The sequence below is a fragment of the Oceanisphaera sediminis genome (genome assembly GCF_039539745.1).
GTDB classification, from domain to species: Bacteria; Pseudomonadota; Gammaproteobacteria; order Enterobacterales; family Aeromonadaceae; genus Oceanimonas; species Oceanimonas sediminis.
This window is the reverse complement of sequence record NZ_BAABDS010000032.1, coordinates 1-20,430: the sequence shown is the minus strand read 5'-3', so window position 1 is coordinate 20,430 and position 20,430 is coordinate 1. Positions and strand designations below refer to the sequence as shown.

16 protein-coding genes are annotated in these 20,430 nt (G+C 53.7%); 3 read left to right on the top strand and 13 right to left on the bottom strand.

Going from position 1 to position 20,430, the window contains the following annotated elements; genetic code table 11:
• Position 1 precedes the first annotated feature (1 nt).
• A complete protein-coding gene (gene hepT, locus ABD827_RS10430) occupies positions 2–421 on the bottom strand; it encodes a type VII toxin-antitoxin system HepT family RNase toxin (RefSeq protein ID WP_344964729.1) in 420 nt (139 codons plus the stop codon).
• Entirely contained in the window at positions 414–812 is a 399-nt protein-coding gene (gene mntA, locus ABD827_RS10425) for a type VII toxin-antitoxin system MntA family adenylyltransferase antitoxin (RefSeq protein WP_344964728.1), read from the bottom strand. Before mntA ends, hepT begins: the two co-directional genes overlap by 8 nt.
• Before the next feature lie 436 nt (positions 813–1,248).
• Between mntA and ABD827_RS10420 the strand changes: the two genes are divergently transcribed.
• From ABD827_RS10420 to ABD827_RS10410, 3 genes are all read left to right on the top strand, one after another.
• A complete protein-coding gene (locus tag ABD827_RS10420; RefSeq protein WP_344964727.1) occupies positions 1,249–1,698 on the top strand; it encodes an REP-associated tyrosine transposase in 450 nt (149 codons plus the stop codon).
• 266 nt (positions 1,699–1,964) lie between these two features.
• Positions 1,965–3,320, top strand: a complete 1,356-nt coding sequence (locus tag ABD827_RS10415; RefSeq protein WP_344964726.1) for a type II toxin-antitoxin system HipA family toxin — start codon at positions 1,965–1,967, stop codon at positions 3,318–3,320.
• Entirely contained in the window at positions 3,317–3,634 is a 318-nt protein-coding gene (locus tag ABD827_RS10410; RefSeq protein WP_344964725.1) for a helix-turn-helix domain-containing protein, read from the top strand. The genes ABD827_RS10415 and ABD827_RS10410 overlap by 4 nt, the downstream gene beginning before the upstream one ends.
• A gap of 454 nt (positions 3,635–4,088) precedes the next feature.
• Here ABD827_RS10410 and ABD827_RS10405 read toward each other — a convergent pair whose 3' ends face one another.
• The 11 genes from ABD827_RS10405 to ABD827_RS10355 all read right to left on the bottom strand — a co-directional run bounded on the left by ABD827_RS10405 (position 4,089) and on the right by ABD827_RS10355 (position 20,322).
• On the bottom strand, positions 4,089–6,401 hold the full coding sequence (locus tag ABD827_RS10405) for a capsular polysaccharide biosynthesis protein (protein ID WP_344964724.1): 2,313 nt from the start codon (positions 6,399–6,401) through the stop codon (positions 4,089–4,091).
• Positions 6,402–6,564: 163 nt separating this feature from the next.
• Positions 6,565–7,110: a dTDP-4-dehydrorhamnose 3,5-epimerase gene (gene rfbC, locus ABD827_RS10400; protein WP_344964723.1), complete on the bottom strand. Its 546-nt coding sequence runs from the start codon at positions 7,108–7,110 to the stop codon at positions 6,565–6,567.
• A complete protein-coding gene (gene rfbA / locus ABD827_RS10395) occupies positions 7,107–7,994 on the bottom strand; it encodes a glucose-1-phosphate thymidylyltransferase RfbA (protein WP_344964722.1) in 888 nt (295 codons plus the stop codon). Before rfbA ends, rfbC begins: the two co-directional genes overlap by 4 nt.
• Complete coding sequence (gene rfbD, locus ABD827_RS10390; RefSeq protein ID WP_344964721.1) at positions 7,994–8,890, bottom strand: dTDP-4-dehydrorhamnose reductase; 897 nt, start codon at positions 8,888–8,890, stop codon at positions 7,994–7,996. The genes rfbA and rfbD overlap by 1 nt, the downstream gene beginning before the upstream one ends.
• Positions 8,891–8,905: 15 nt before the next feature.
• Entirely contained in the window at positions 8,906–9,940 is a 1,035-nt protein-coding gene (gene rfbB, locus ABD827_RS10385; RefSeq protein ID WP_344964720.1) for a dTDP-glucose 4,6-dehydratase, read from the bottom strand.
• A gap of 132 nt (positions 9,941–10,072) precedes the next feature.
• Complete coding sequence (locus ABD827_RS10380; RefSeq protein WP_344964719.1) at positions 10,073–10,933, bottom strand: glycosyltransferase family protein; 861 nt, start codon at positions 10,931–10,933, stop codon at positions 10,073–10,075.
• A 74-nt stretch (positions 10,934–11,007) separates the two neighbouring features.
• A complete protein-coding gene (locus ABD827_RS10375) occupies positions 11,008–13,116 on the bottom strand; it encodes a glycosyltransferase family 2 protein (protein ID WP_344964718.1) in 2,109 nt (702 codons plus the stop codon).
• Position 13,117: 1 nt separating this feature from the next.
• A complete protein-coding gene (locus ABD827_RS10370) occupies positions 13,118–14,590 on the bottom strand; it encodes a class I SAM-dependent methyltransferase (RefSeq protein ID WP_344964717.1) in 1,473 nt (490 codons plus the stop codon).
• Between the two features lie 15 nt (positions 14,591–14,605).
• Complete coding sequence (locus tag ABD827_RS10365; protein ID WP_344964716.1) at positions 14,606–17,446, bottom strand: glycosyltransferase; 2,841 nt, start codon at positions 17,444–17,446, stop codon at positions 14,606–14,608.
• Positions 17,446–19,095: a coiled-coil domain-containing protein gene (locus ABD827_RS10360; RefSeq protein WP_344964715.1), complete on the bottom strand. Its 1,650-nt coding sequence runs from the start codon at positions 19,093–19,095 to the stop codon at positions 17,446–17,448. Before ABD827_RS10360 ends, ABD827_RS10365 begins: the two co-directional genes overlap by 1 nt.
• Positions 19,096–19,146: 51 nt before the next feature.
• Complete coding sequence (locus ABD827_RS10355; protein ID WP_344964714.1) at positions 19,147–20,322, bottom strand: nucleotide sugar dehydrogenase; 1,176 nt, start codon at positions 20,320–20,322, stop codon at positions 19,147–19,149.
• Between the last annotated feature and the right edge of the window lie 108 nt (positions 20,323–20,430).

The following is a 20,430-nucleotide window of genomic DNA, read 5'->3' as shown; positions in this document are numbered from 1 at the left end:
GTTAACCCAGCGCCTTGATCCCCGAGCGGGCAAACTCGATAAGCGCCTGATGATAATCCGATGCGATCACATCGTGCACAATGGCGGGATCCACTTCGAGGTAGTCATGCACCAGCGCATTTCTGAGCCCGATTACTTTGCGCCAGGGGGTGCTTTTGTCAATAACCCCTTTTTCAACCAGCCGGTTGAAGGCGGTAAGCGCCTCATTACTGGCCATGCCGGTTTCTTTTTTGGCCCAGTGCTTGGCCAGACCAATGCATGATTCTATGAGCACTTGCAGGGTTCTCTCTGCCGCTCTTTGTTCAAAACGGCTCCAGGGGGCTTGTTGCAATCGTTGCTGCAGCTCGGTCAAATCCAGTTCACACTGATCGACGTGTTCTTTTTGTGCATTCAGGTAGGCATTTGGCCCGGTGTTAACCATGTTGTTCTCCGACTTTGTGGGCATGAACGTAATCCAGCTCCCACATGGAATAAATACGCTGCTCTGCCTGCATTCGGTGAGAAGGGGATAGATCCAGTAACAGCTTGCCCTGGCTCAGCACACTCCAGCCAAGGGGAACGGGAGCAATGGCCAGGTCCACCACACTGATGGTGCCTTCCTGCATGGCAAGCTGATGCTGCCAGTCTATTGCTACTTCTTCCGGCCTTAGCCGGCGAGACAATGCATCTGGCTCCCAGTAGGTAAAGACCACCGCCAGATCGTAGTCGCTACCGGCATGATAATCCCCTCTTGCCCGGGAGCCATACAGCCAAAGAGCAGCAATATCTGAGCGTTGGCGCGCCAGTTCTATAATGTTCGCCAGTTGCTCCATGTGTACTCCTGTGGGTTGGCAATCTGAGAATAAGACGTTAAACCATAGCTTCCTGTCCATGGCAACTTTAACACCTTTCTTTCATAATCCGGATGGGTCGGAAGCTGCCGGAGCAGACGGTGCCGAATCATCAGGCACAACACCGCTTGCAGATTCGCGCCGGCTAAAGCGGCGCCTACAGCCCAACCCAGACATCGGGGTGCTTTTGTAGCCGGCGCTTTAGCTGCCGGAGCAGACGGTGCCGAATCATCAGGCATAACACCGCTTGCAGATTCGCGCCGGTTAAAGCGGCGCCTTGTAGCCCAACCCAGACATCGGGGTGCTTTTGTAGCCGGCGCTTTAGCTGCCGGAGCAGATGATGCCGAGTTTGCAGCATCATTGAGCCGCTACAGAAACGGCTAAACTGACAGTCACCACTCACGTCTGAGTCACCACCATGTCTTACAATGATGCCTTGGCCGGCCGATGTTCTTTGCCCGGGCATATCTACCACCTCACCGTTTGTACCCGTTACCGGCAACCATTCTTTTCCGACTGGCAGATTGGTCGTTTGGTTGTACGGGAGTTGCAACATGTGCAGGCGTATCTGGACGTACAGTCTCTGGCATGGGTGTTGATGCCTGATCATCTGCATTGGCTGATACAACTTAACGAAACAACCACGCTGGCGCGCACTTTGCACGTGTTCAAAGGGCGATCGGCGAAAACCGCCAATCACTATCTCGGCCGTACCGGTGGACTATGGCAGAAAGGCTTTCACGATCATGCCATCAGGCAAGATGAAAACCTGCAACAGGTGGCCAGGTATATCGTGGCCAATCCGATAAGAGCAGGGCTGGTACGGCGGGTGGGCGATTACCCGTTATGGGATGCGGTTTGGTTGTAGCACGACACCGTGTTTTTGTAGCCGGCGCTTTAGCTACCGGAGCAGACGACATCGATGCTGCAGACACAGCACCGCTTGCAAATTAGCGTAGCTAAAGCTGGCTTACGAGCCATCTGCATGTTTATACAAACCTACAGCTATTCTTCAAAATGAAAATACGCAATAAATTGCTCAAAAATAAAAACCAAACTACATTTTGAGTGTATTTTTGCTCAATTTAAGCTATTCATGTTATTGTTGAGCAATAATTTTCTCATGGTAGTGTGATGAATCCTATCGATCTGACTGTTCAGATCTTCCATCAGGGAGCCTGGCATGATGCGGCCGAGCTGACCCTTAAACAGCCACAACTGGGCAGAGGTGGATCGGTGCGGTTGGGGTACGAGTTTGACTATGCCCTGCAATGGCTACAAAGGGATGATGAGCATGCCTGCAGTCTGGTTTTGCCTATTGAGCTGATGATACCCCACGACTCGCCCACCTGGTTTGGCTTTCTTGACGACATCATGCCCGCCGGTGCGGCCCGCCGCTATTGGGTTAATCAGCTGGGGCTTGGTAACACGTCACCCGATAAACAAGACACAGAGTTGCTGTGCAGGGGCACCATAGCGCCGGTTGGCAACTTGCGCATTAAAGAATCACTGCCCGAATTACCTGTCGGCAGCGGCCTTAAACAACGACGTTTTCCCATGGCAGAAGTGGTAGAGCGCAACACCGACTTTCTGGAATATGCTCAGCAAATGGGGGTAGCCAGCGGTGGCGCCACCGGTGCCGGTGGCGAGGCCCCCAAATTGTTGCTCCGCTGCTCAGACCGCAACCAAGTCTGGATAGACACCTTTCAGGATGATCTGCACACCCCGGATACCCATTATCTGGTCAAGTTTCCTCGTAATAATCGCACTGCCATCGACTGCGATATTCTGCGGGCCGAATATCACTACTATCAGGAACTGCATAGCCTGGGCATCAGCACCATCAGCACTCAAGGCATGCGGCTGATAGAGGGCGATCGTTTTCCCTCGCTTTGGTTGCCCCGCTTTGATGTGGCAATGGTAAAAGGCCAGCTAACCCGTTACGGGCTGGAGTCTGTTTATTCGGTGCTGAATAAGGCGCCGGGTAGCTACCTGAACCACGAAGAAACATTACGGCAGCTGATTCGCTTGCTGGAACAACAATACCGGGTAACGGAACAGGGAGAGGCGTTTAATCGGCAAGGGTTTGTTATTGAGTGGGCCAAGCGGGATCTGCTGAATGTGGTGTTTGGCAACTCGGACAATCATGGTCGCAATACCGCCTTACTGAAAAAGCCGGACGGTATCTGGCTATCGCCCATCTATGATTTTGCGCCCATGAAAGCGGATCCGGAAACGGTGCCGCGCACCACTACTTGGGGCAGTCCGCTGGAAGAAGGAGGGAGTTACAACTGGCAGGCTATTGCCGAGCGTCTGGCGGATGTGGTGGATCCGGCACAGTTGCTGGCCGAGCTGGGAACGTTGGCCCGGCAACTGAGTGGACTCAAGCAGCGACTTCAGAGAAGAGGCGTACCCGACAGTATTATCCGCATGCCGGTAATGGGGCTTGATTATCTGGACGAAAAATTGAACAGTTGGAAGCTGCCATGAACAAGCCGAGCTCCAGTGAACGAGAAGCCCTGCTAATAGCCTTGCTGACGCGGCTGTTTACCGGCGAGATCACCGAAGGCCAGCTGCTGCGAACCCTCAGAAAAGATCTGCTGAACATGTCGCAAACCGAATACGCAACCTTGGTGGGCGTGAGCCGGCGCACCTTGTCGGACATAGAACGGGACACCGGCAGCCCCTCGCTGGCGGTACTCAATGCCATATTCAAACCGTTTGGCCTCAAGGCCGGCTTGTTGCCACGAAATCCGGCATTGATGAAAAAGTTGCTGGCAGAAAACGGTAAGCCCACCCTGTAGCTGCCGGGCAGACGACACCGATGCTGCAGATATGGCGTTGTTTGTGAGTTTGCGCCGGCTAAAGCGGCGCCTACAGCCCAATCCAAACACCGGCACCGTGTTTTTGTAGCCGGCGCTTTAGCTGCCGGAGCAGACGACACCGATGCTGCAGATATGGCGTTGTTTGTGAGTTTGCGCCGGCTAAAGCGGCGCCTACAGCCCAATCCAGACACCGGAGCCATGTTTTGTAGCTGGCGCTTTAGCTGCCGGAGCAGACGACACCGATGCTGCAGATATGGCGTTGTTTGTGAGTTTGCGCCGACTAAAGCGGCGCCTACAGCCCAATCCAAACACCGGAGCCATGTTTTGTAGCCGGCGCTTTAGCTGCCGGAGCAGACGACACCGATGCTGCAGATATGGCGTTGTTTGCAAATTCGCGCCAGCGAAAGCGGCGCCTTGTACAGCTTGCCAGAGCTTACCCCTTTAACGCTTCCCACAAAAACCGGGCTTTGCGCAGGCGCCGATGGACCCAGCGCAATACGCTGTTGTCCGGCTCTTTGAACTGTGTCCGTTCTTGCGCCAGCCGCCAGGCCATGCGCAATGGTGTGCTATACAGGCCGCTGGGATAATCCACATAAGTCGGGTACCAGGCATAGGTGGCATACACCAGAGCGGCCAAGGGCAGGGCACGACCTCGGCGTGTGACGGGATGCTTGTCTTGGGTCAGCCCCCAACCCGCATAAAACGGCTGGCCCCACACGGTAACCGGCTTGCCACGGATCAGGGCTTCCAGCCCCGTTAGTGACGTTAGTGTATGTACCGCATCACAGGCATCCAGGCAAGCTACAATACCGGCTTGAGTTTCAATCGCATCTACACATTGCTCAAGCACGGCATTGGGCACCTGACCTATACGGTTGCCACTCACCACATCCGGATGGGGCTTGAACACAATAAAAGCCTCGGGATGCTCACGGCGTACCGCCTGCAACAAAGCGGCATTGCCTTTTACAAAGGGGCTGCCCAGCTGAATAGAAGCATCGTCATCCACCTGGCCCGGCACCAATAGAATAGGGCGATCGCCGGCATGCTGGCGCCAGTTTAGTTGGGTATTATTGCCTACATTATATTTGGTGAGCGCCTGCTCTTTAAAATGACTAACCAGCTGCTCACCCAATTGCAGCTCAAGAGCAGAAAACTCATGCCCGACAAGATACTGCTCAATGGCGCTGGAGGTGCGGGGGTCGTAATACATGCCCAGATTATCGACCACCAGTGAGCCCGGCCGGCGCAGATCCGACCCCAGCCCTATCGAACGTAAAAAGCCGTCTTCCATGCGCCACACCGGCAAGGTACTGGCGGCCAGCTCCGCTTCAAATTTGCGGCCCCAGATCAGCACGGCACTGGATCCCTGCCTTCGCAGGGGCGACGGAGGGGGGGGGGGATTCCCGCGCTCCTTCCCGTCATTCCCGCGCAGGCGGGAATCCATACTCTGCGGTTGGTCGAATGAATTCGACCCTACAGGGGGAGAAGAAACCAGGTTCTGGTCATTCCCGCGAAGGCGGGAATCCATACCCCTGTCATTCCCGCGAAGGCGGGAATCCATATTCTGCAGTTGGTCGAATGAATTCGACCCTACGGAACGTGTAGGGTCCATTTCAATGGACCGCTCGTGTGAACCCGACCCGACAGAAGCAGGCAGGACATCGACGAACTTCACTTCTCTGGCATAGCGGCTTAAAAACCGGGGCGTAAAGCGTCGCCGCCACAGCGAAAATCCCACCGCATACAGGGTATCCACCATCGGTACCGGGCTGCGCTGCGCCAGAACCAAATCCAGTATATCTTCCAGCTGGCAGCGCTCACCGGTAACCGGGTCCACGTAGCGGCAATAACGCAGATAAGCAGCGGCCAGCAACTGCGGCACGGTGCGTGGCTGACCACGGCGCGGAATACTCACTCTGTCGTCCGTTACCCCCCAGCCCGCATAAAAGGGGGCACCAAAGCAGACCACCGGCTTGCCGGCCAGCAAGGCTTCAAAGCCCAGTTGCGAGGTAACCGTATATACCTTGTCTACCGCCGCCATCAGCGCAAACGGGTTAACCGACTCGGCCAGCAGCAATACATTACTCTCTGTATCATTCTCGGCCGCTTTCGTTAAATAACCCTGCTTCTTGCCCAGCAGCACATCCGGGTGGGTGCGCACAATAATTTGTGCCGTTGGGTTATCTGCCTTAGCGGCAGCCAGCATATCGGCAAAGCTCTGCTCGTCGCCTAACCCTAACCGCACAGATTGATCGCCTTTGGTTTGATCAATCACCAACACCTTAGGTCGCGAAGAGTCCAGCCGTTCAGCAATGGCTGTCGGCAACCTGTTATCCGCATAGTGGTTGTATTTGGTAATGCCTTCATTAACCAGCGTGGCTTGCAGCAACTCAGCACGCTGTTGCCAGTCGTTATTCCACCAGCTGATGTTATCCAGCATTTGTTCTAGCTGACTAGGGCGAGTGGCGTCGTAATACACACCCACTTGATCCACAATCAGCGACAGGCGGGTAGAACCACTGGCCGGATGACCGATATAACCAATAAAGCCGTCTTCCAGCTGCCAGAAGGGAAGGGCACGCTTGGCTGCCAACGCACGAGCGCGTTCGGTGTTGGGTTTTATGCCCCAGCCGACCACAGCCGCTAACTCGGGGGTTGCCTGCTTGCCAAGATAATGAGGAGATAGAAACGTATTCAGCACCTGGCGCTGGCGCCAGATACCGCGTGAGGTGGTAAGCAGCATAAAAGATATAAAGCCCTGTAATTTTTGTAGCCGGCGCTTCAGCTGCCGGATCAGACGGTGCCAATGCTTCAGACGCCACGCTGTTTGCAAACTCGCGCCAGCTGAAGCGGCGCCTACACCTAGCCAAACGTCGAGGTTATGAATTGAGTGCTGTGGCTGACATTTAGCCAGGCAGTTCGGTATTGGCAAACAGTAGCGCTTTTTTATCTTTTTCCGAAAGCACGGGCGGGCAGGGCACCGGCCAGTCTATGGCAAGTGTGGGATCATCCCACCTAATGCTACGCTCGTGCTCGGGGGCGTAATAATCGGTTGTTTTGTATAAAAACTCGGCTATCTCGGAGATCACCACAAAACCATGGGCGAAGCCTTCGGGGATCCACACCTGACGCTTGTTCTCGGCCGATAAAAATATACCTTCCCACTGACCAAATGTAGGGGAGTTGGGGCGAATATCTACCGCCACATCAAACACTTCCCCCTGGGTACATCGCACCAGTTTTCCTTGGGGCTGTGTAACTTGGTAATGCAGGCCACGTAGTACACCCCTGGCTGAGCGGGAATGATTATCCTGAATAAATTTAACCGGTCTGCCGACAGCCAACTCGAATTGTCGTTCGTTGAAGCTTTCAAAAAAGAAGCCGCGTTCGTCACCAAACACTCTGGGCTCGATAATCAAAACGTCGGGAATGTTGGTTTTAATGATATTCATGCTTTAAACCCAGGTTGGATAAGGCGTAGTAAATACTGGCCATACGCGTTTTTAGCGAGAGGAGCGGCTAGTTGGCGCACCTGATTGTCATTAATAAAGCTTTTTCGGTAGGCAATTTCTTCAGGGCAGGCGACTTTCAGCCCCTGCCGGTGCTCTATGGTTTGAATAAAATTGCTGGCCTCGTTCAGGCTTTCGTGAGTGCCTGTGTCCAGCCAGGCATACCCCCGGCCCATGATTGATACAGACAGTGTTTCTTGCTCCAGGTAGTGCCGATTAATATCGGTAATTTCCAACTCGCCGCGAGCGGAAGGTTGCAATCCTTTTGCTATATTCACTACTTGGTTATCGTAAAAATACAGGCCGGTAATGGCATAATTACTTTTCGGCTCAGTCGGTTTTTCTTCCAGTGACAGTGCCTGACCTTGTTCATTGAATTCCACCACGCCGTAACGTTCAGGATCCTGCACATGATAGGCGAACACAGTCGCGCCTTCTGCCTGAGCACTGGCCTGCATTAGTTCCGCCTGAAGATTGTGACCGTAAAAAATATTGTCACCCAGCACCAGCGCACAATTATCCTGACCAATAAAGTCTTCACCAATCAAAAATGCCTGTGCCAAACCATCGGGACTTTCTTGCACGGCATATTGCAGGTTAAGACCCCACTGACTGCCGTTTCCCAGTAGCTGCTCAAAACGCGGCGTATCTTGTGGGGTACTGATGATCAGAATATCGCGAATACCCGCCAGCATAAGCGTGCACAGCGGGTAGTAGATCATGGGTTTGTCATACACCGGCAGCAGTTGTTTACTTACGGCCATGGTTACCGGATACAGCCGAGTGCCGGATCCACCGGCGAGGATAATCCCCTTTCGAGTGCTCATTATGATTTTTTATCCAATAGTTCGTTCAGCATGCGGGTGACACCTATTTGCCAAGGGGGAAGCGTAAGCTGAAAAGCAGTAGTAAATGACTGAGTGTTCAGGCGGGAGTTAGTGGGGCGCTGAGCCGGAGCAGGCCAGTCATGACTGGACATGGCCTTGAGTTGCTCCAGCTTGAGTGGTTCACCTAACGAGAGGGCATGATCAAAGACAAAGGCGGCATAGTGGTGCCAGCTGGTTTCACCCGTGGCGGTTAGGTGATACAGGCCTGCCAGTTCTGGCTTGGCGAGCGCCATGCGCAATGCCTGAGCCGAACAGTCTGCAATGAGCTCTGCACCTGTGGGGGCGCCAATCTGATCACTCACTACCGCCAGTTCCTGCCGTTCCCGCGCCAGGCGCAACATGGTGCCGGCAAAGTTATTGCCGCGTACCGAATATACCCAACTGGTGCGAAAAATAAGGTGGCGAGAGCAATACATCGTAATGGCCTGTTCGCCGGCCAGCTTGGTTTTGCCATAGATATTGAGTGGGTCGGGCGTATCGGTTTCCTGCCATGGGCGAGTGCCTTTACCGTTAAACACATAATCGGTGGAATAATGCACCAGCCAGGCCCCCAACGCCTCGGCCTCTTTTGCCAGCACGGCCACACTGGCCGCATTAATCTGGTAGGCCAGCTCTGGCTCTCGTTCGGCTTTGTCTACGGCGGTATAAGCGGCAGCGTTCACAATCACATCAGGCTTGAGTTTGCGCAGGGTGCGTGCCAGTTCATCCGGGCGACTTAAATCTCCACAATACTCGGTGCTGTGCCGATCCAGTGCCGTTATTTGCCCCAATGGCGCCAACGCCCGTTGTAGCTCCCAGCCTACCTGACCATTTTTACCCAGTAACACAATATGCATGTTTGAACTCTTTTCTTAAGGCTTACCGCGCTGTTTCACATTACTTACCCAATCTTCATTGATCAGGTACCACTCTACGGTTTTACGAATGCCGGACTCAAAGGTTTCTTGCGGCGCCCAGCCCAATTCGCGCTCAATTTTGGCAGCATCTATTGCATAGCGAACATCATGACCGGGGCGATCTTCCACATGGGTGATCAGAGAGGCGTAGGGTGAAAATGGTGAAGGTGCCAGTTTGTCTAAAATACTGCAAATGGCATTCACCACTTCCAGATTAGTCTTTTCGTTATGGCCGCCAATGTTATAGGTTTCACCTGGTTCACCACGGGTGACCACTTCATATAAAGCGCGGGCATGATCTTCTACATATAGCCAGTCACGAATTTGATCGCCCTTGCCGTAGATGGGCAGGGGCTTGCCTTCCAGCGCGTTCAAAATCACCAGCGGGATCAACTTCTCGGGGAAGTGATAAGGCCCGTAATTGTTGGAACAGTTAGTAATGATCGAGGGCAGGCCGTAGGTACGGTGCCAGGCTCTGACCAGATGATCACTGGAGGCCTTTGAGGCAGAGTAGGGTGAACTTGGGGCATAAGGCGTGGCCTCGGTAAACAGGTTATCGGTGCCGTGCAAATCGCCATACACTTCGTCGGTAGAAATGTGATGAAAACGAAACGCCGCTTTGCGTTCAGCATTCAGCTCATTCCAATATGCGCGTGCCGCTTCCAGCAAGGTATAAGTGCCCACAATATTGGTATTGATGAACTCCGCCGGGCCGGAAATGGATCTGTCTACATGGCTTTCCGCCGCCAGATGCATCACCGCATCGGGTTGATGTTCGACAAACAAAGTATCCAGTCCGGCACGGTCACAAATATCAAGGTGAGCAAAATGATAATGAGGCGAATTCGCGACCGTGGCCAATGATTCCAGATTGCCTGCATAAGTGAGCTTGTCCAGGTTTACTACCGTATCTGATGTGTGCTGAATAATATGGCGGATCACTGCCGAGCCAATAAAACCGGCTCCGCCAGTAATCAAAATTTTACGCATTATTGCATCTCTTATTGTTGAAATCTTTAACCTAAGTTTTCAGTTTCGTGCTGTTGTAGGGGCCATTTTTTTATAAGGTGTATTCGACCGATTTTAGAACAGCACACTGGGTTTGGTCGAATGAATTCGACCCTACGCATGGCTTATCTTTTTTGCGTTTTCTCTTATCATTTCCCGAGTTGAGTCATCTTTACTTAAGCGCAAAATAGCATCTACCCACACTTGTTGCTTCATAGGTAACAGCAGGCCGTTATGCTCATGGCGCACCAGGGGGCGATAAACCGGGTGATCTGCATAAATGCCTACGGCACCGGCCTGGGTAATATCAAAAAACTTGGTGGGGGCGCGGGCGGCGTTAAAGCCATTATCCAATAGCGGCGCCAGGCCAATGGTGCGACCCGGGCGGGCCAGTAAGGCCTGGTAGGCTGGCCATTTCATGGGGTGCAGTACATGCACCCGGGGCAAGGCCGCAAACCTGTTGCGTACTTTGCTATTGCCAATTAGCTCAACACTTAAGGTGGGCTCCTGGCTTAACACCTGTTCAAACACCGGATAGAGCCACTCAAACTCAGACTTGTGCGACGCAGAACCATGATAAAACAGGGTTTTTTGCACACTCAAGCCCGAGCCCAAACCAGAGTAGGGTGACTGCGGTTGCAGGACGGTAGGCTGCCAGCCGGCGTATTTTTCTGCCAGCCAGGGAGTAGACACCCACAGCTGTGCGCCCATTTTTTTAAACCAGGCCTGGTGCTGCCAGGCCTGCCGGTACAGCTTCCAGCGGTAGCGCAGCGGCAGGCCGGCATGAGCGCGTAAATCGAACAGGTCGTCGTCCATAAAAAACACCACCTGGCCCAGTTGCGAGCGATGTTTTTCCGCCCATAGCCGCCAGGCCGGGGTGACATAGCGCACAAATACCACTCTGGCCAATGGCCCGGTTAACAAGGGTGCAGGTGCATCAAGCCCGGCAACGATAATGCGTTCACTCTTTGCCACAAGGCATGGCCGCACAAAAAAATCGCTGGAAGGATTGGCGCCCTGTTCCACTATCAGGGCCCTGGGCTGCTGGCTTACCACGGCCAGCTTACCCGGGGGATCTTGCCCAGCTTGAAATTAGGTTGCGAATAATTCAGGTTGGGATTATAAAAGGGATCGCGTTCAATGATGTGCCCCCAGCGGCTGCGCATATATTTCGCTTCACGTTTGGCCCTGGCCTGTTTCTCCGGTGAATCATCTTTGCCGCGAGAAACGGACTCATGGTGATACAGCTCTGCGTAAGGGGTATAAATCACCCGTTGTCCGGCTTCTCTTACCCGCAGGCAATAATCCACATCATTAAAAGCCACGGTCAGGTTGGTTTCATCCAGGCCGCCCAATTGCTGATATAGCTGTTTATGGGTTACAAAACAGGCAGCTGTTACCGCAGACAAATCCTGAGCCAGCACAGCCCTGTGCATATAGCCTGGGTCGTCTGCCTCCAGAATGCCGTGCAAATGGGTAGCGCAGCCGCCGGGGCCCAGCACGTCTCCGGCATGTTGCACCCGGCCATCACTGAAGTACAGCCGGGTACCCACCACACCAACACCAGATTGCAGCAGGCGAGAGACCATTTCTTCCAGCCAGTCGGGGCTGATCACTTCGGTATCGTTATTCAGCAGGCAAATAACTTCACCGTTCGCCTGTTTCACCGCAAAGTTATTGATGGCAGAAAAGTTAAAGGGTTGATCGTAGCGCAGCACCTTTACCCGGGCATCCTGATCTAGCTGCCGAAGATAGGCCAGAGCCGCCGGCTCACTGCTCTGGTTATCCACAATAAGCAGTTCGTAGTCCGGCCAGGTGGTTTTTTGCAACAGGCTTTCTACACAGGTTTTCAGGTAACTCAATGCATCCCGGGTGGGTACCACAATAGACACCTTGGGCAGATTGGCAGGCAGTTGATAACGCACTCGCTGATGGGCCCCCTGTGGCTCTACCCTTGCCGCTATATTACGCCGGCGCAAGTGCTGTTCCAGTGCTTGTTGGCTGGCGGTTACGGCGCATTGAGGCCCGTAATGACACAGCACCGCGGGAATATGGCTTATCGCCTCCGGGCCGGTCAGTGCCGCTGCATCCAGCACCAGCTGATAGGCACAATCAAAACCGGTTTCTTGGACAACCTGGCTAAACAGATCGGCCCGCAGCGCAAAAGCAGAACCCACATAGCCGGAAGTGCGGGCCAGCTCTTCAGACCAATCCGGTTTGAACTGAGGATTCACCCGTTTACCGTCAACCAGGTAATCGTGATCCGAATAAATAAAGGCCGTGTTCGAATTCCTGGTTTCCGTGGCCATCCAAGCCAGGGCCCAGGGCGCTAGCCGAGTGCCCGCCTGCATCATGAATACCCATTGGGGTTGATATGAGCAGGGCAAACCAGCGTGTGCGGCGAGGCTATCGTCACTGATTAATTCAGCCTGATCCTGCAGTATTTCTGCCCACTGGGGCAAAGCGTTTGCAGAGGTCAGCACCCATGGCCGGAAAGGGATTTCCAGTTGGGCGTGCAGGGAGGTCAGTGACTCCAAAACAGGTTCTGCCGAGTCAAGGCTCCGGGCATCGATAACCACTTCGACCATCATGCTCTTTAATCCGAGCCGTTTGACGGTACGCTTCAGGCGCAGGCTATCCGCCGAGGTGAATTGCTCGGACTGGGCAACCCATTCGGGGTAAGAAGGAGAGGCGGTATAGTAGCGACTTTTACCGACCAAGGCGTAAGACGGATAAGGCTTGAACAGCATGCCTCCCGTAGTCAGACCTAAAAGGCGGCGTTGTGATTTTGAAGCAAGGGTGTAAGTGTTGTACAGCCTTCGCCACATCAAATAGCGGCTGGTGAAAGGATTGATGGATTCAATCCGCACCGAGTCTGCACCTGTCACCGAGCCGATACTCTTTACCTCCAGCCAAGTATCAGTAACCTGTTTTGGCAATCGAACCAGCTCATACAGTTTGCCTTTAAGCGCCACCGGCAGGTTAAACGACAGCGTTTCCCCTTGCTTGCTTTCAGTAACCAGAACGGCTTCCAGCTCCGGCTCATCATATTCCAGCTGGCCACTTACCAGCACCCAACCAGGGCCAATGGCAGAGCCAATATCAAGCTGGAGATGCTGCAGTTGTGTTTTAACCGTCAAGGCCGGTAATCGCGTCATGTTAACCCCGTAGCCGTTTTATACCTTGCACCAATTGCGTGCCCAGGCTGGCGGCTCTGGGTTGCGAAATGTCAATGCGCGCCAGCGGAATGCGGGCATCATTGATCACCAGCCCTAATTCAAAGCCGCTTTCCAACCATCCAGCAGGCAGGTCAAAGGAAAAGCCACAGGGATGAGCCTGCCAAAAATCGGGAGAGGCCTCCGCGCTGCCAAAAACGGCATCCAGCACATCTGCTCTTACCTTGTTTGGTGAAAAATACACTTCGCCCTCCGGCCCGGTAGCGTAAAGGCGGTAGCTGGTTTGCAGATAATCTTTGGTAACCGCCCAGCCGGCAATGCGGACGGTTTTTGCGCCGGCGCACCATTCTCCGCTACCGGGAGAATCCAGATGCCACTGAATGAGAGGTTTAAGCTCTTTTTTCAGTTGTTTGGTAACCTGAACACCTTGGTAGTCAAGGGCAGACTGCTCCTTTTTCAAGTGAGCTTCATACTGCCTGGCCTTGCTTGAGGTAGTCTGTGATTTAGTCAGAGGGCTGTTATTATCCCACGATACCTCAACCGGAAAATAACCGAGAGATTGCAGAGCATCTTTTATCTGTTGGCGGAACTCTTCCGGCACATAAGAGTCGAGCACAAAGTCCTGAAAGCCAGCAAGGCTTGACCACAAAGCCACCATTTCATCTGCTAAGCCCTGAGACATGACATTTTGAGTAACTTTATCTATGCAGGTACTACGATATGTTTCCTGGACTAGTTTATGTAACTTTGTGGTTACTTCATGCTGCCCTGTGGATATTCTCCGGTAAACTAGATCACCAGATATTATTGGTAAATCTTTCCTGTTACCAAAACCTCTGCGGGCGATGGTTGACTTGCCTGAGCCCGGGTTTTGCATCAATAGCCAAGCATACGGTTGTAACTTGCGAATATGCACAACATAGCGCGGCAGAGGATCTCCGTCTTGCATCACACTGTGGCCGATTATCTTCCAGGCATAGTCTTTCAGCACATGGCCTAATTTAATGCGGGTAGGGAAATAGCGTTCGTCTATGGCGCGCTTTACCTTAACCCAGTCATTTTTCTGGCCTGGCGCCATGCTGATCTCCAGTACCAGCAGGCCATCATCCGCCAGTAATCCCATCAGTCGATGGATAAGCTCGGTCTGATCCTCGGCATAATGCAGGGCAGAAAGCAGGGTAATAACGTCAAAGGGCCCCTCCGGCAGGGCATCCCACGACTGGTTGATAAATTCCACATCCGGAAAGCGGGCCGAGGCCTTGCCGATGGCCTGGGCAGACTTGTCCATGCCCACAATACGGGTGGCACCATCAAACAGGGCATAGCCACAAAAAAAACCTTCATTACAGCCAACATCAAGAAAGCGCTTGCCAGTAAGCGAAGGCAGGCGTAATGCTGCCAGTTTTTGCAAGGACGCTGAACCACCCTTAACACCAGGGAACGACTGATATTGCATGTGTATTTCTCTTGGTTAAAAATTATTGCCCAAACGGGCTTTAAACAAAGCTTCCATTACCTGTTGCATCACAACAGGGCTGTATAATTCTTGTGCACGGGCCTTACCTGCGAGTCCCATACTTATGCGCATGGCTTTATCGCTTGCCAACAGAGTGGCATATTCCGCGACTTGTTTTACATCGCCCATGGGGATTAAAAAGCCGCATTTACCATGCACCACCAGCTCCGGCAAGGCGCCCCAGTCATAACAGATAACGGGGCGACTGGCGGCCATGGCTTCCAGCACGCTACGGCCGAACGATTCCTGAAAATGCGACAGGTTGACCAATACATCCAGCTGGCCAATGGCCTCTTGCGGTGAAGGCAGATATCCGGCAAAACGCAGATTAGCGGGAGGAGCCTGCTCGATGAACAGAGCCCGAGTATGCTCGTTTTCCGGGCCAATCAGCACACAATCTACGGTAACGCCCTGCTCATGCAGCAGCGCCGCAAGCCGAACAAAATCGTGCAGGCCTTTTTTGGGCAGATTACTGCTGATCATCCCCAGTTGCAGACGAGCACAACGGGGCAGGGGGAGATCAAATCTGGCGGATTCAATGATGTTGGGAATGATACACACCCGCTCGGGAGCATTGAGGTAATTGGCAACCACTTGTGAATTGGCGATAAAAAAGTCCGAATGCTGCAGCAGGTGCTGTCGTATTTGTTCGGGCTGACACTGCAAGGCCTCACATAAAGGTGCATCATGCTCCGGCAACTCACGTACATGGGTAATACTTGGCACAGAGGTTTCTTTGGCCGCCAGCAGGGGCTCTAAAAGGGTGAGGGTATTGCAATATACCAGGGTGATATTGAACTGCCGAATGAGCTCGGCAAACTGACTAACGGTCTCAGTCTCAACCGTTCGACCGGCTTGCCACCAGTGATAGGGTAAAATCACAACCCGATGGCTGAGCTCCTTTATTTGCTCAACATAGCCGGCAGCGATGGCCGAAGGCAAGGTTACCACCAGGTTAAAGGGCAGGGCAGACAAGGCCTGCAACACATCAATAAAGCTGCGTTCGGCCCCATAGCACTGTTCGGTTACCTGATGGGCGCACAACAGTAATGACGGCCTGCCCGGCTGCCACGTTAACCTCCCCTGGTGAATGGGGAGTGTGTAGCCAACCGCCTGGTCTGTGCTCAGCAAATGCAGCAACGGGTTTTTCCCTTGGGCCCTGGGCTCAGCCCACTGATAGCCAGATCCGCTGAAACCGGGCCCAGGATCGCGACCTTCTTTATATCCGTGGCGCAGGTAATGCAGCCAGGGATCCATGCCGGCGGCAGCCACATCCGGATAGCGGCGCAAGTACCAGGCAGCATCAAACAGCCCGCTTTGTTGCGCCAGCAACGCCAGGTTGTGCGCCTTTTGCTCTTCTGTTCCCCGGCACATGGGGGCAGGGGCGGAAAAGGGGCGCTGGCCAGGGGCTTGGGACAAATACAAATTGCGGGCAGCTGCAGTGTTATGCCACTGCTGTGCCGCCTCGTGATAACGGCGGCGCAGACCATTTTCAAGGTATTGGGTGCGCAGGTGAGAATGGCTTTGCTGCGTGAGCGATTGATCATCAACCCGGCCAAATGCCAGTGGAATACCCGGCATCACTTCGGTGATGGCGGCAGTACCAAACCGTTTGAGAATACGGTAATAATATTCGGTGTCGGCATTGACCGATACTTTGTCCCAAAAGCCCAGTTTGCGCAAAACAACACGGCGAAACATAAGCGACGACACATTACGGTAAACCCAGCTTTCTTCCTGCCGCCATGGCGTAACATTCACCTCCGGGGTACAACGCACCCAATGGCTGACACTTGCCACGGCGCGCTTTGACGCATACAGCCCTGCTGCCTGTCGTTCAATTTTTTGTGGGTGTGACCAGTCATCACCATCATGGATGGTAATGAAATGCCCTTTCGCCACTGCCAGTGCGGTGTTGCGAGCGGCATAGGCCCCTTGGTTTGTTGAATGGCGCAGCAGTGAGATGCGGGGGTCTTGTGCGGACAGGTGGGCTACCAGGTTGGCGGAACCATCGGTTGAGGCATCATCCACCACCAGGATCTCCAGATTCTGCCAGCTTTGTTGCTGCAGGCTGCGCAACGCGGTAGCAATGGTAGCCTCGGCGTTATAGCAAGGCATGATCACCGTCACCAGAGGCTGGCGTTGCCACCAATGCCGGCGTTGAACGGCCGGTACGGTGTGTGCGGCAAGATTATCGAGCATGAGTCCGGCATTAGGGTTTTGCAGCTCAACTGGGCACAAGGCATGGGCCTGAAAAAACCGGTTCAGTGTAGTCAGCCGATGGTGTTGGGGCAGCATCAACCGGGCCAGGGCCTGATCTGCCACCTCTGGCCAGTGCGGGTTGGCCAGCCAGCTTGCTGCCTCACTTGTTTTGTTCTGGTGCCAGAGTGCGCTGAACAGCAATAAACAAGGGCCGGCGTGACGGACCACCAGCCGGGCAGCAGGCTCGGAAAAAAAATGCCAAAGCAGGGGCTCTGCCAGAGCATGGTCACCATGGGCAGAGTGCCAGCGGCCCAGTACCCAGCCGGCCACGGCACCTTCCAGCCCCTGTTGCCGGGCCAGGGCTTGCAATGGCTCAAGCGCAGAGGCATGGCCTTGCCATAATTGCTCTTCCAGTGATAACGCAGCTACCGGGCAGGGCAGGCGCTGCTCACTCATGCCGTGGCGAATAAAGTGCTGCCAGGGATCCATACCGGCAGCTGCCACGTCTTTATAGTGGTCAAGATACCAGTTGGCATTAAACAGAGCGCGATAAGCCGGTTCATCAATTGCAGTATTAAATACAGAAATAGTCATTAATAACGCGGCCTGTTCTCGGCCTCGCCAAAGCGCAAATAGTGATATAGCGGGTTAAAGCCTGCAGTGGCTACATCCGGGTTGGCATTCAGATAATCCTGACTGTTGAAATGCGGGCTGGGGTTACGGCCTTCAAAACCACCGCACGTTAAATAATGCAGAGCCGGATCCTGACTGAATGTTTTGTCGGCAGCCACATCCGGATACTCCTTAAGATACCATTCGGTATTGAACAGCGGTGAGCCGGCAAGCTCGGCTGCCTTGCGCTTGAGCCTTTTTTTCTCTGCTCGCTTTTTAAGCTGGCGATTGAGCGCAGAAGGCTGTTTAGCGGGTTTAACACCTTCATTGGCATCTGTTTGTGCGCTGACGGCCATGCTGGTGTGTTGTTCTGCTTGTGGCTGACTGGCAGTAAGGTGTTTTTCCAATTCTTCTTGCACCACAAACAGTTGCTCAAGCAAGAGGGTATTTTCTTGCTTGAGCTCGGCATAGGCTTTGACTGATTGCAAGGCAGCTGCTTTTTCTTGGGTGAGCGCCTCCAGTTGCTGGCGCAGTGTGGCGAGCTGCTCTTTGTGCGTTGTTTGTGCCTGATTCAGCTGCTCTCTGGCTTGGCCCAGAGTTTTCTCCTGCTTCGCTTTTTGTGCGTTGTGCTCTAGCAAGCTGGACTCTAACGCTTCCTGAACCCGGTGCAGCTGCTCCAGCAATAAGGCACTTTCTTGCTCAAGTTCAGCTCGGGCACTGGCCGATTGCAGGGCGGCTGCTTTTTCTTGGGTAAGCGCCTCTAGCTGCTTTTTGTGCGTTATTTGTGCCTGATTCAGCTGCTCTCTGGCCTGGATCAGAGTCTTTTCCTGCTCCACTTTTTGCGCGTTGTGCTTCAGGGAATTGGACTCTAACGCTTCCTGAACCTGGTGCAGCTGCTCCAGCAATAAGGTGTTTTCTTGCTCAAGTTCAGCTCGGGCACTGGCCGATTGCAAGGCGGCTTCTTTTTCTTTGATAAGGGTACTTACCTGCTCGCTAAAACACTGATTTTGCTGGTTAGCCTCTTTCAGTTGCTGCTGGGCAAGGCTGCCTGCATGGTGGTCTGCTACCAGTTGGTTAAGCTCACTGGCAGTGGGGGCTGTGGTCGGCGCCGATGACAAGGGCTGCGCCAGTGCGTCAAGTTGTTGAGAGAGTGCAAGCAGCCCAGGAGTGCTGGAGAGCAAGCATTGCCCAAGCAAACGATAAAGGGTAGCTACCGGCTGCACACCGGCCGCTGCCGGCGCTTGCTTTACCGTAAGGTCGGACCAATTCTGGGCGCACAGGGTTTTGAACAGCTGCGGAGCAGCCAGCACATCTGCAAGGTTGAATAACAGAGTCTTGCCACGCTGCTGCTTGCAAAAGCGGATTAACTGAGTGGTATTAAGCTGCCATAACGCCATAGCCTGAGAAGGCTCTATGCCCATGTCAGCCGCATGTTCCAACGCCATGTTTAATGGGGCATACAACACCACAGCGCCGTTGCCGTGCCTAGCCAGTAGCTCAGCCAGTTGCTGCATAGTAGCCTCGGTAGCCAGCTCGGTAGCGGCTGGCTGGCTGCCAGTGCCAAGCTGCTGCAATATGGGTGTTGCCTGCTGCCAGTTACAAAATGCCGCGGCGGCGATAGTCAAATTCATGCGTGCTCCTGCAAATTAATATTTTTATCTTGCGCCCAATGGGGCTTTTTATCAGTCCTGGCCAAAAATATCCCGAGTGTATACTTTGTTGGCAACGTCTTGTAAATCGGTGGTCAGTCGGTTGGCCAAAATAACATCGGCCTGCTGTTTTAAATTAGCCAGACTGGTAACAAGGGGGCAGCCAGCATAGGTTGGCTGGTTCAGTGCTGGCTCATAAATAACGACACTGGTGCCTTTGGCCTTAAGCCGTTTTATAACTCCCAGCATGGCACTGGCACGAAAGTTGTCGGAGCCCGACTTCATCACCAGTCGGTATATACCCACCACCCCGGGCTGGCGTTTAAGCACCGATTCGGCAATAAAATCCTTGCGGGTGCGGTTGGCCTGCACAATGGCGTTGATCAGGTTGTTGGGCACGTTCTGGTAGTTAGCCAGCAGCTGCTTGGTGTCTTTGGGCAGACAATAACCGCCATAGCCAAACGAGGGGTTATTGTAGTGTTGGCCTATACGTGGATCCAGCCCCACACCCTCTATGATCTGGCGGGCATTCAGACCATGACTTTCGGCGTAGGTATCCAGCTCGTTGAAATAGGCCACTCGCATGGCCAGATAGGTATTGGCAAACAGCTTGATGGCTTCGGCCTCCGAGCTGTTTACCAAAAGCACGGGCACGTCATTGGCCAGCGCGCCTTGTTGCAGCAGAGCCGCAAAGTGGTGTGCGGCAGGGCTGGTGCCACCCACCACAATACGGGAAGGATAGAGGTTGTCTTGCAGAGCCTGGCCTTCGCGCAAAAACTCGGGCGAAAACAAAATGCCTTCATAACCCAGTCGCTGGCGCAATTGGGCGGTAAAGCCCACCGGCACGGTGGATTTAATAATAAACACAGCTGTGGGGTTAATGGCGCTGGCCAGCTCAATGACGGCTTCTACCGAACTGGTATCGAAGAAATTGGTCTCCGGATCGTAGTCGGTAGGGGTAGCCACCACAATATAATCGGCTTCGGCAAACGCCTGTTGCGGGCACGTGGTTGCATGCAGGTTAAGCGGCTCTGTGGCCAGGTAGTGACTGATGTCTTCATCCTGCACCGGGCTTTGCCCTTCGGCCAGCTGCGCCACCCGGGAGGGGTTGATGTCGTAAGCCACCACAGAGTGATGGCGGGCCAGCAGCACTGCATTGGCCAAGCCCACATAACCCAGCCCGGCCACGGTAATATTTGTTTTATTCATAGAGGATACTGCTTAATTCCGGATTTTATTCAGGCCTAGGGAGCGTTCTCAATCATGCCAGCCATATCACCGTTGATACGAGGCTGAGCATGGCGGTGTAGTGTTTCT

Excerpts from the sequence above, each read along its gene's own strand:
- hepT (WP_344964729.1), bottom strand. The coding sequence starts at position 421 with ATGGTTAACACCGGGCCAAATGCCTACCTGAATGCACAAAAAGAACAC.
- mntA (WP_344964728.1), bottom strand. The coding sequence starts at position 812 with ATGGAGCAACTGGCGAACATTATAGAACTGGCGCGCCAACGCTCAGAT.
- ABD827_RS10420 (WP_344964727.1), top strand. The coding sequence starts at position 1,249 with ATGTCTTACAATGATGCCTTGGCCGGCCGATGTTCTTTGCCCGGGCAT.
- ABD827_RS10415 (WP_344964726.1), top strand. The coding sequence starts at position 1,965 with ATGAATCCTATCGATCTGACTGTTCAGATCTTCCATCAGGGAGCCTGG.
- ABD827_RS10410 (WP_344964725.1), top strand. The coding sequence starts at position 3,317 with ATGAACAAGCCGAGCTCCAGTGAACGAGAAGCCCTGCTAATAGCCTTG.
- ABD827_RS10405 (WP_344964724.1), bottom strand. The coding sequence starts at position 6,401 with ATGCTGCTTACCACCTCACGCGGTATCTGGCGCCAGCGCCAGGTGCTG.
- rfbC (WP_344964723.1), bottom strand. The coding sequence starts at position 7,110 with ATGAATATCATTAAAACCAACATTCCCGACGTTTTGATTATCGAGCCC.
- rfbA (WP_344964722.1), bottom strand. The coding sequence starts at position 7,994 with ATGAGCACTCGAAAGGGGATTATCCTCGCCGGTGGATCCGGCACTCGG.
- rfbD (WP_344964721.1), bottom strand. The coding sequence starts at position 8,890 with ATGCATATTGTGTTACTGGGTAAAAATGGTCAGGTAGGCTGGGAGCTA.
- rfbB (WP_344964720.1), bottom strand. The coding sequence starts at position 9,940 with ATGCGTAAAATTTTGATTACTGGCGGAGCCGGTTTTATTGGCTCGGCA.
- ABD827_RS10375 (WP_344964718.1), bottom strand. The coding sequence starts at position 13,116 with ATGACGCGATTACCGGCCTTGACGGTTAAAACACAACTGCAGCATCTC.
- ABD827_RS10370 (WP_344964717.1), bottom strand. The coding sequence starts at position 14,590 with ATGCAATATCAGTCGTTCCCTGGTGTTAAGGGTGGTTCAGCGTCCTTG.
- ABD827_RS10365 (WP_344964716.1), bottom strand. The coding sequence starts at position 17,446 with ATGACTATTTCTGTATTTAATACTGCAATTGATGAACCGGCTTATCGC.
- ABD827_RS10360 (WP_344964715.1), bottom strand. The coding sequence starts at position 19,095 with ATGAATTTGACTATCGCCGCCGCGGCATTTTGTAACTGGCAGCAGGCA.
- ABD827_RS10355 (WP_344964714.1), bottom strand. The coding sequence starts at position 20,322 with ATGAATAAAACAAATATTACCGTGGCCGGGCTGGGTTATGTGGGCTTG.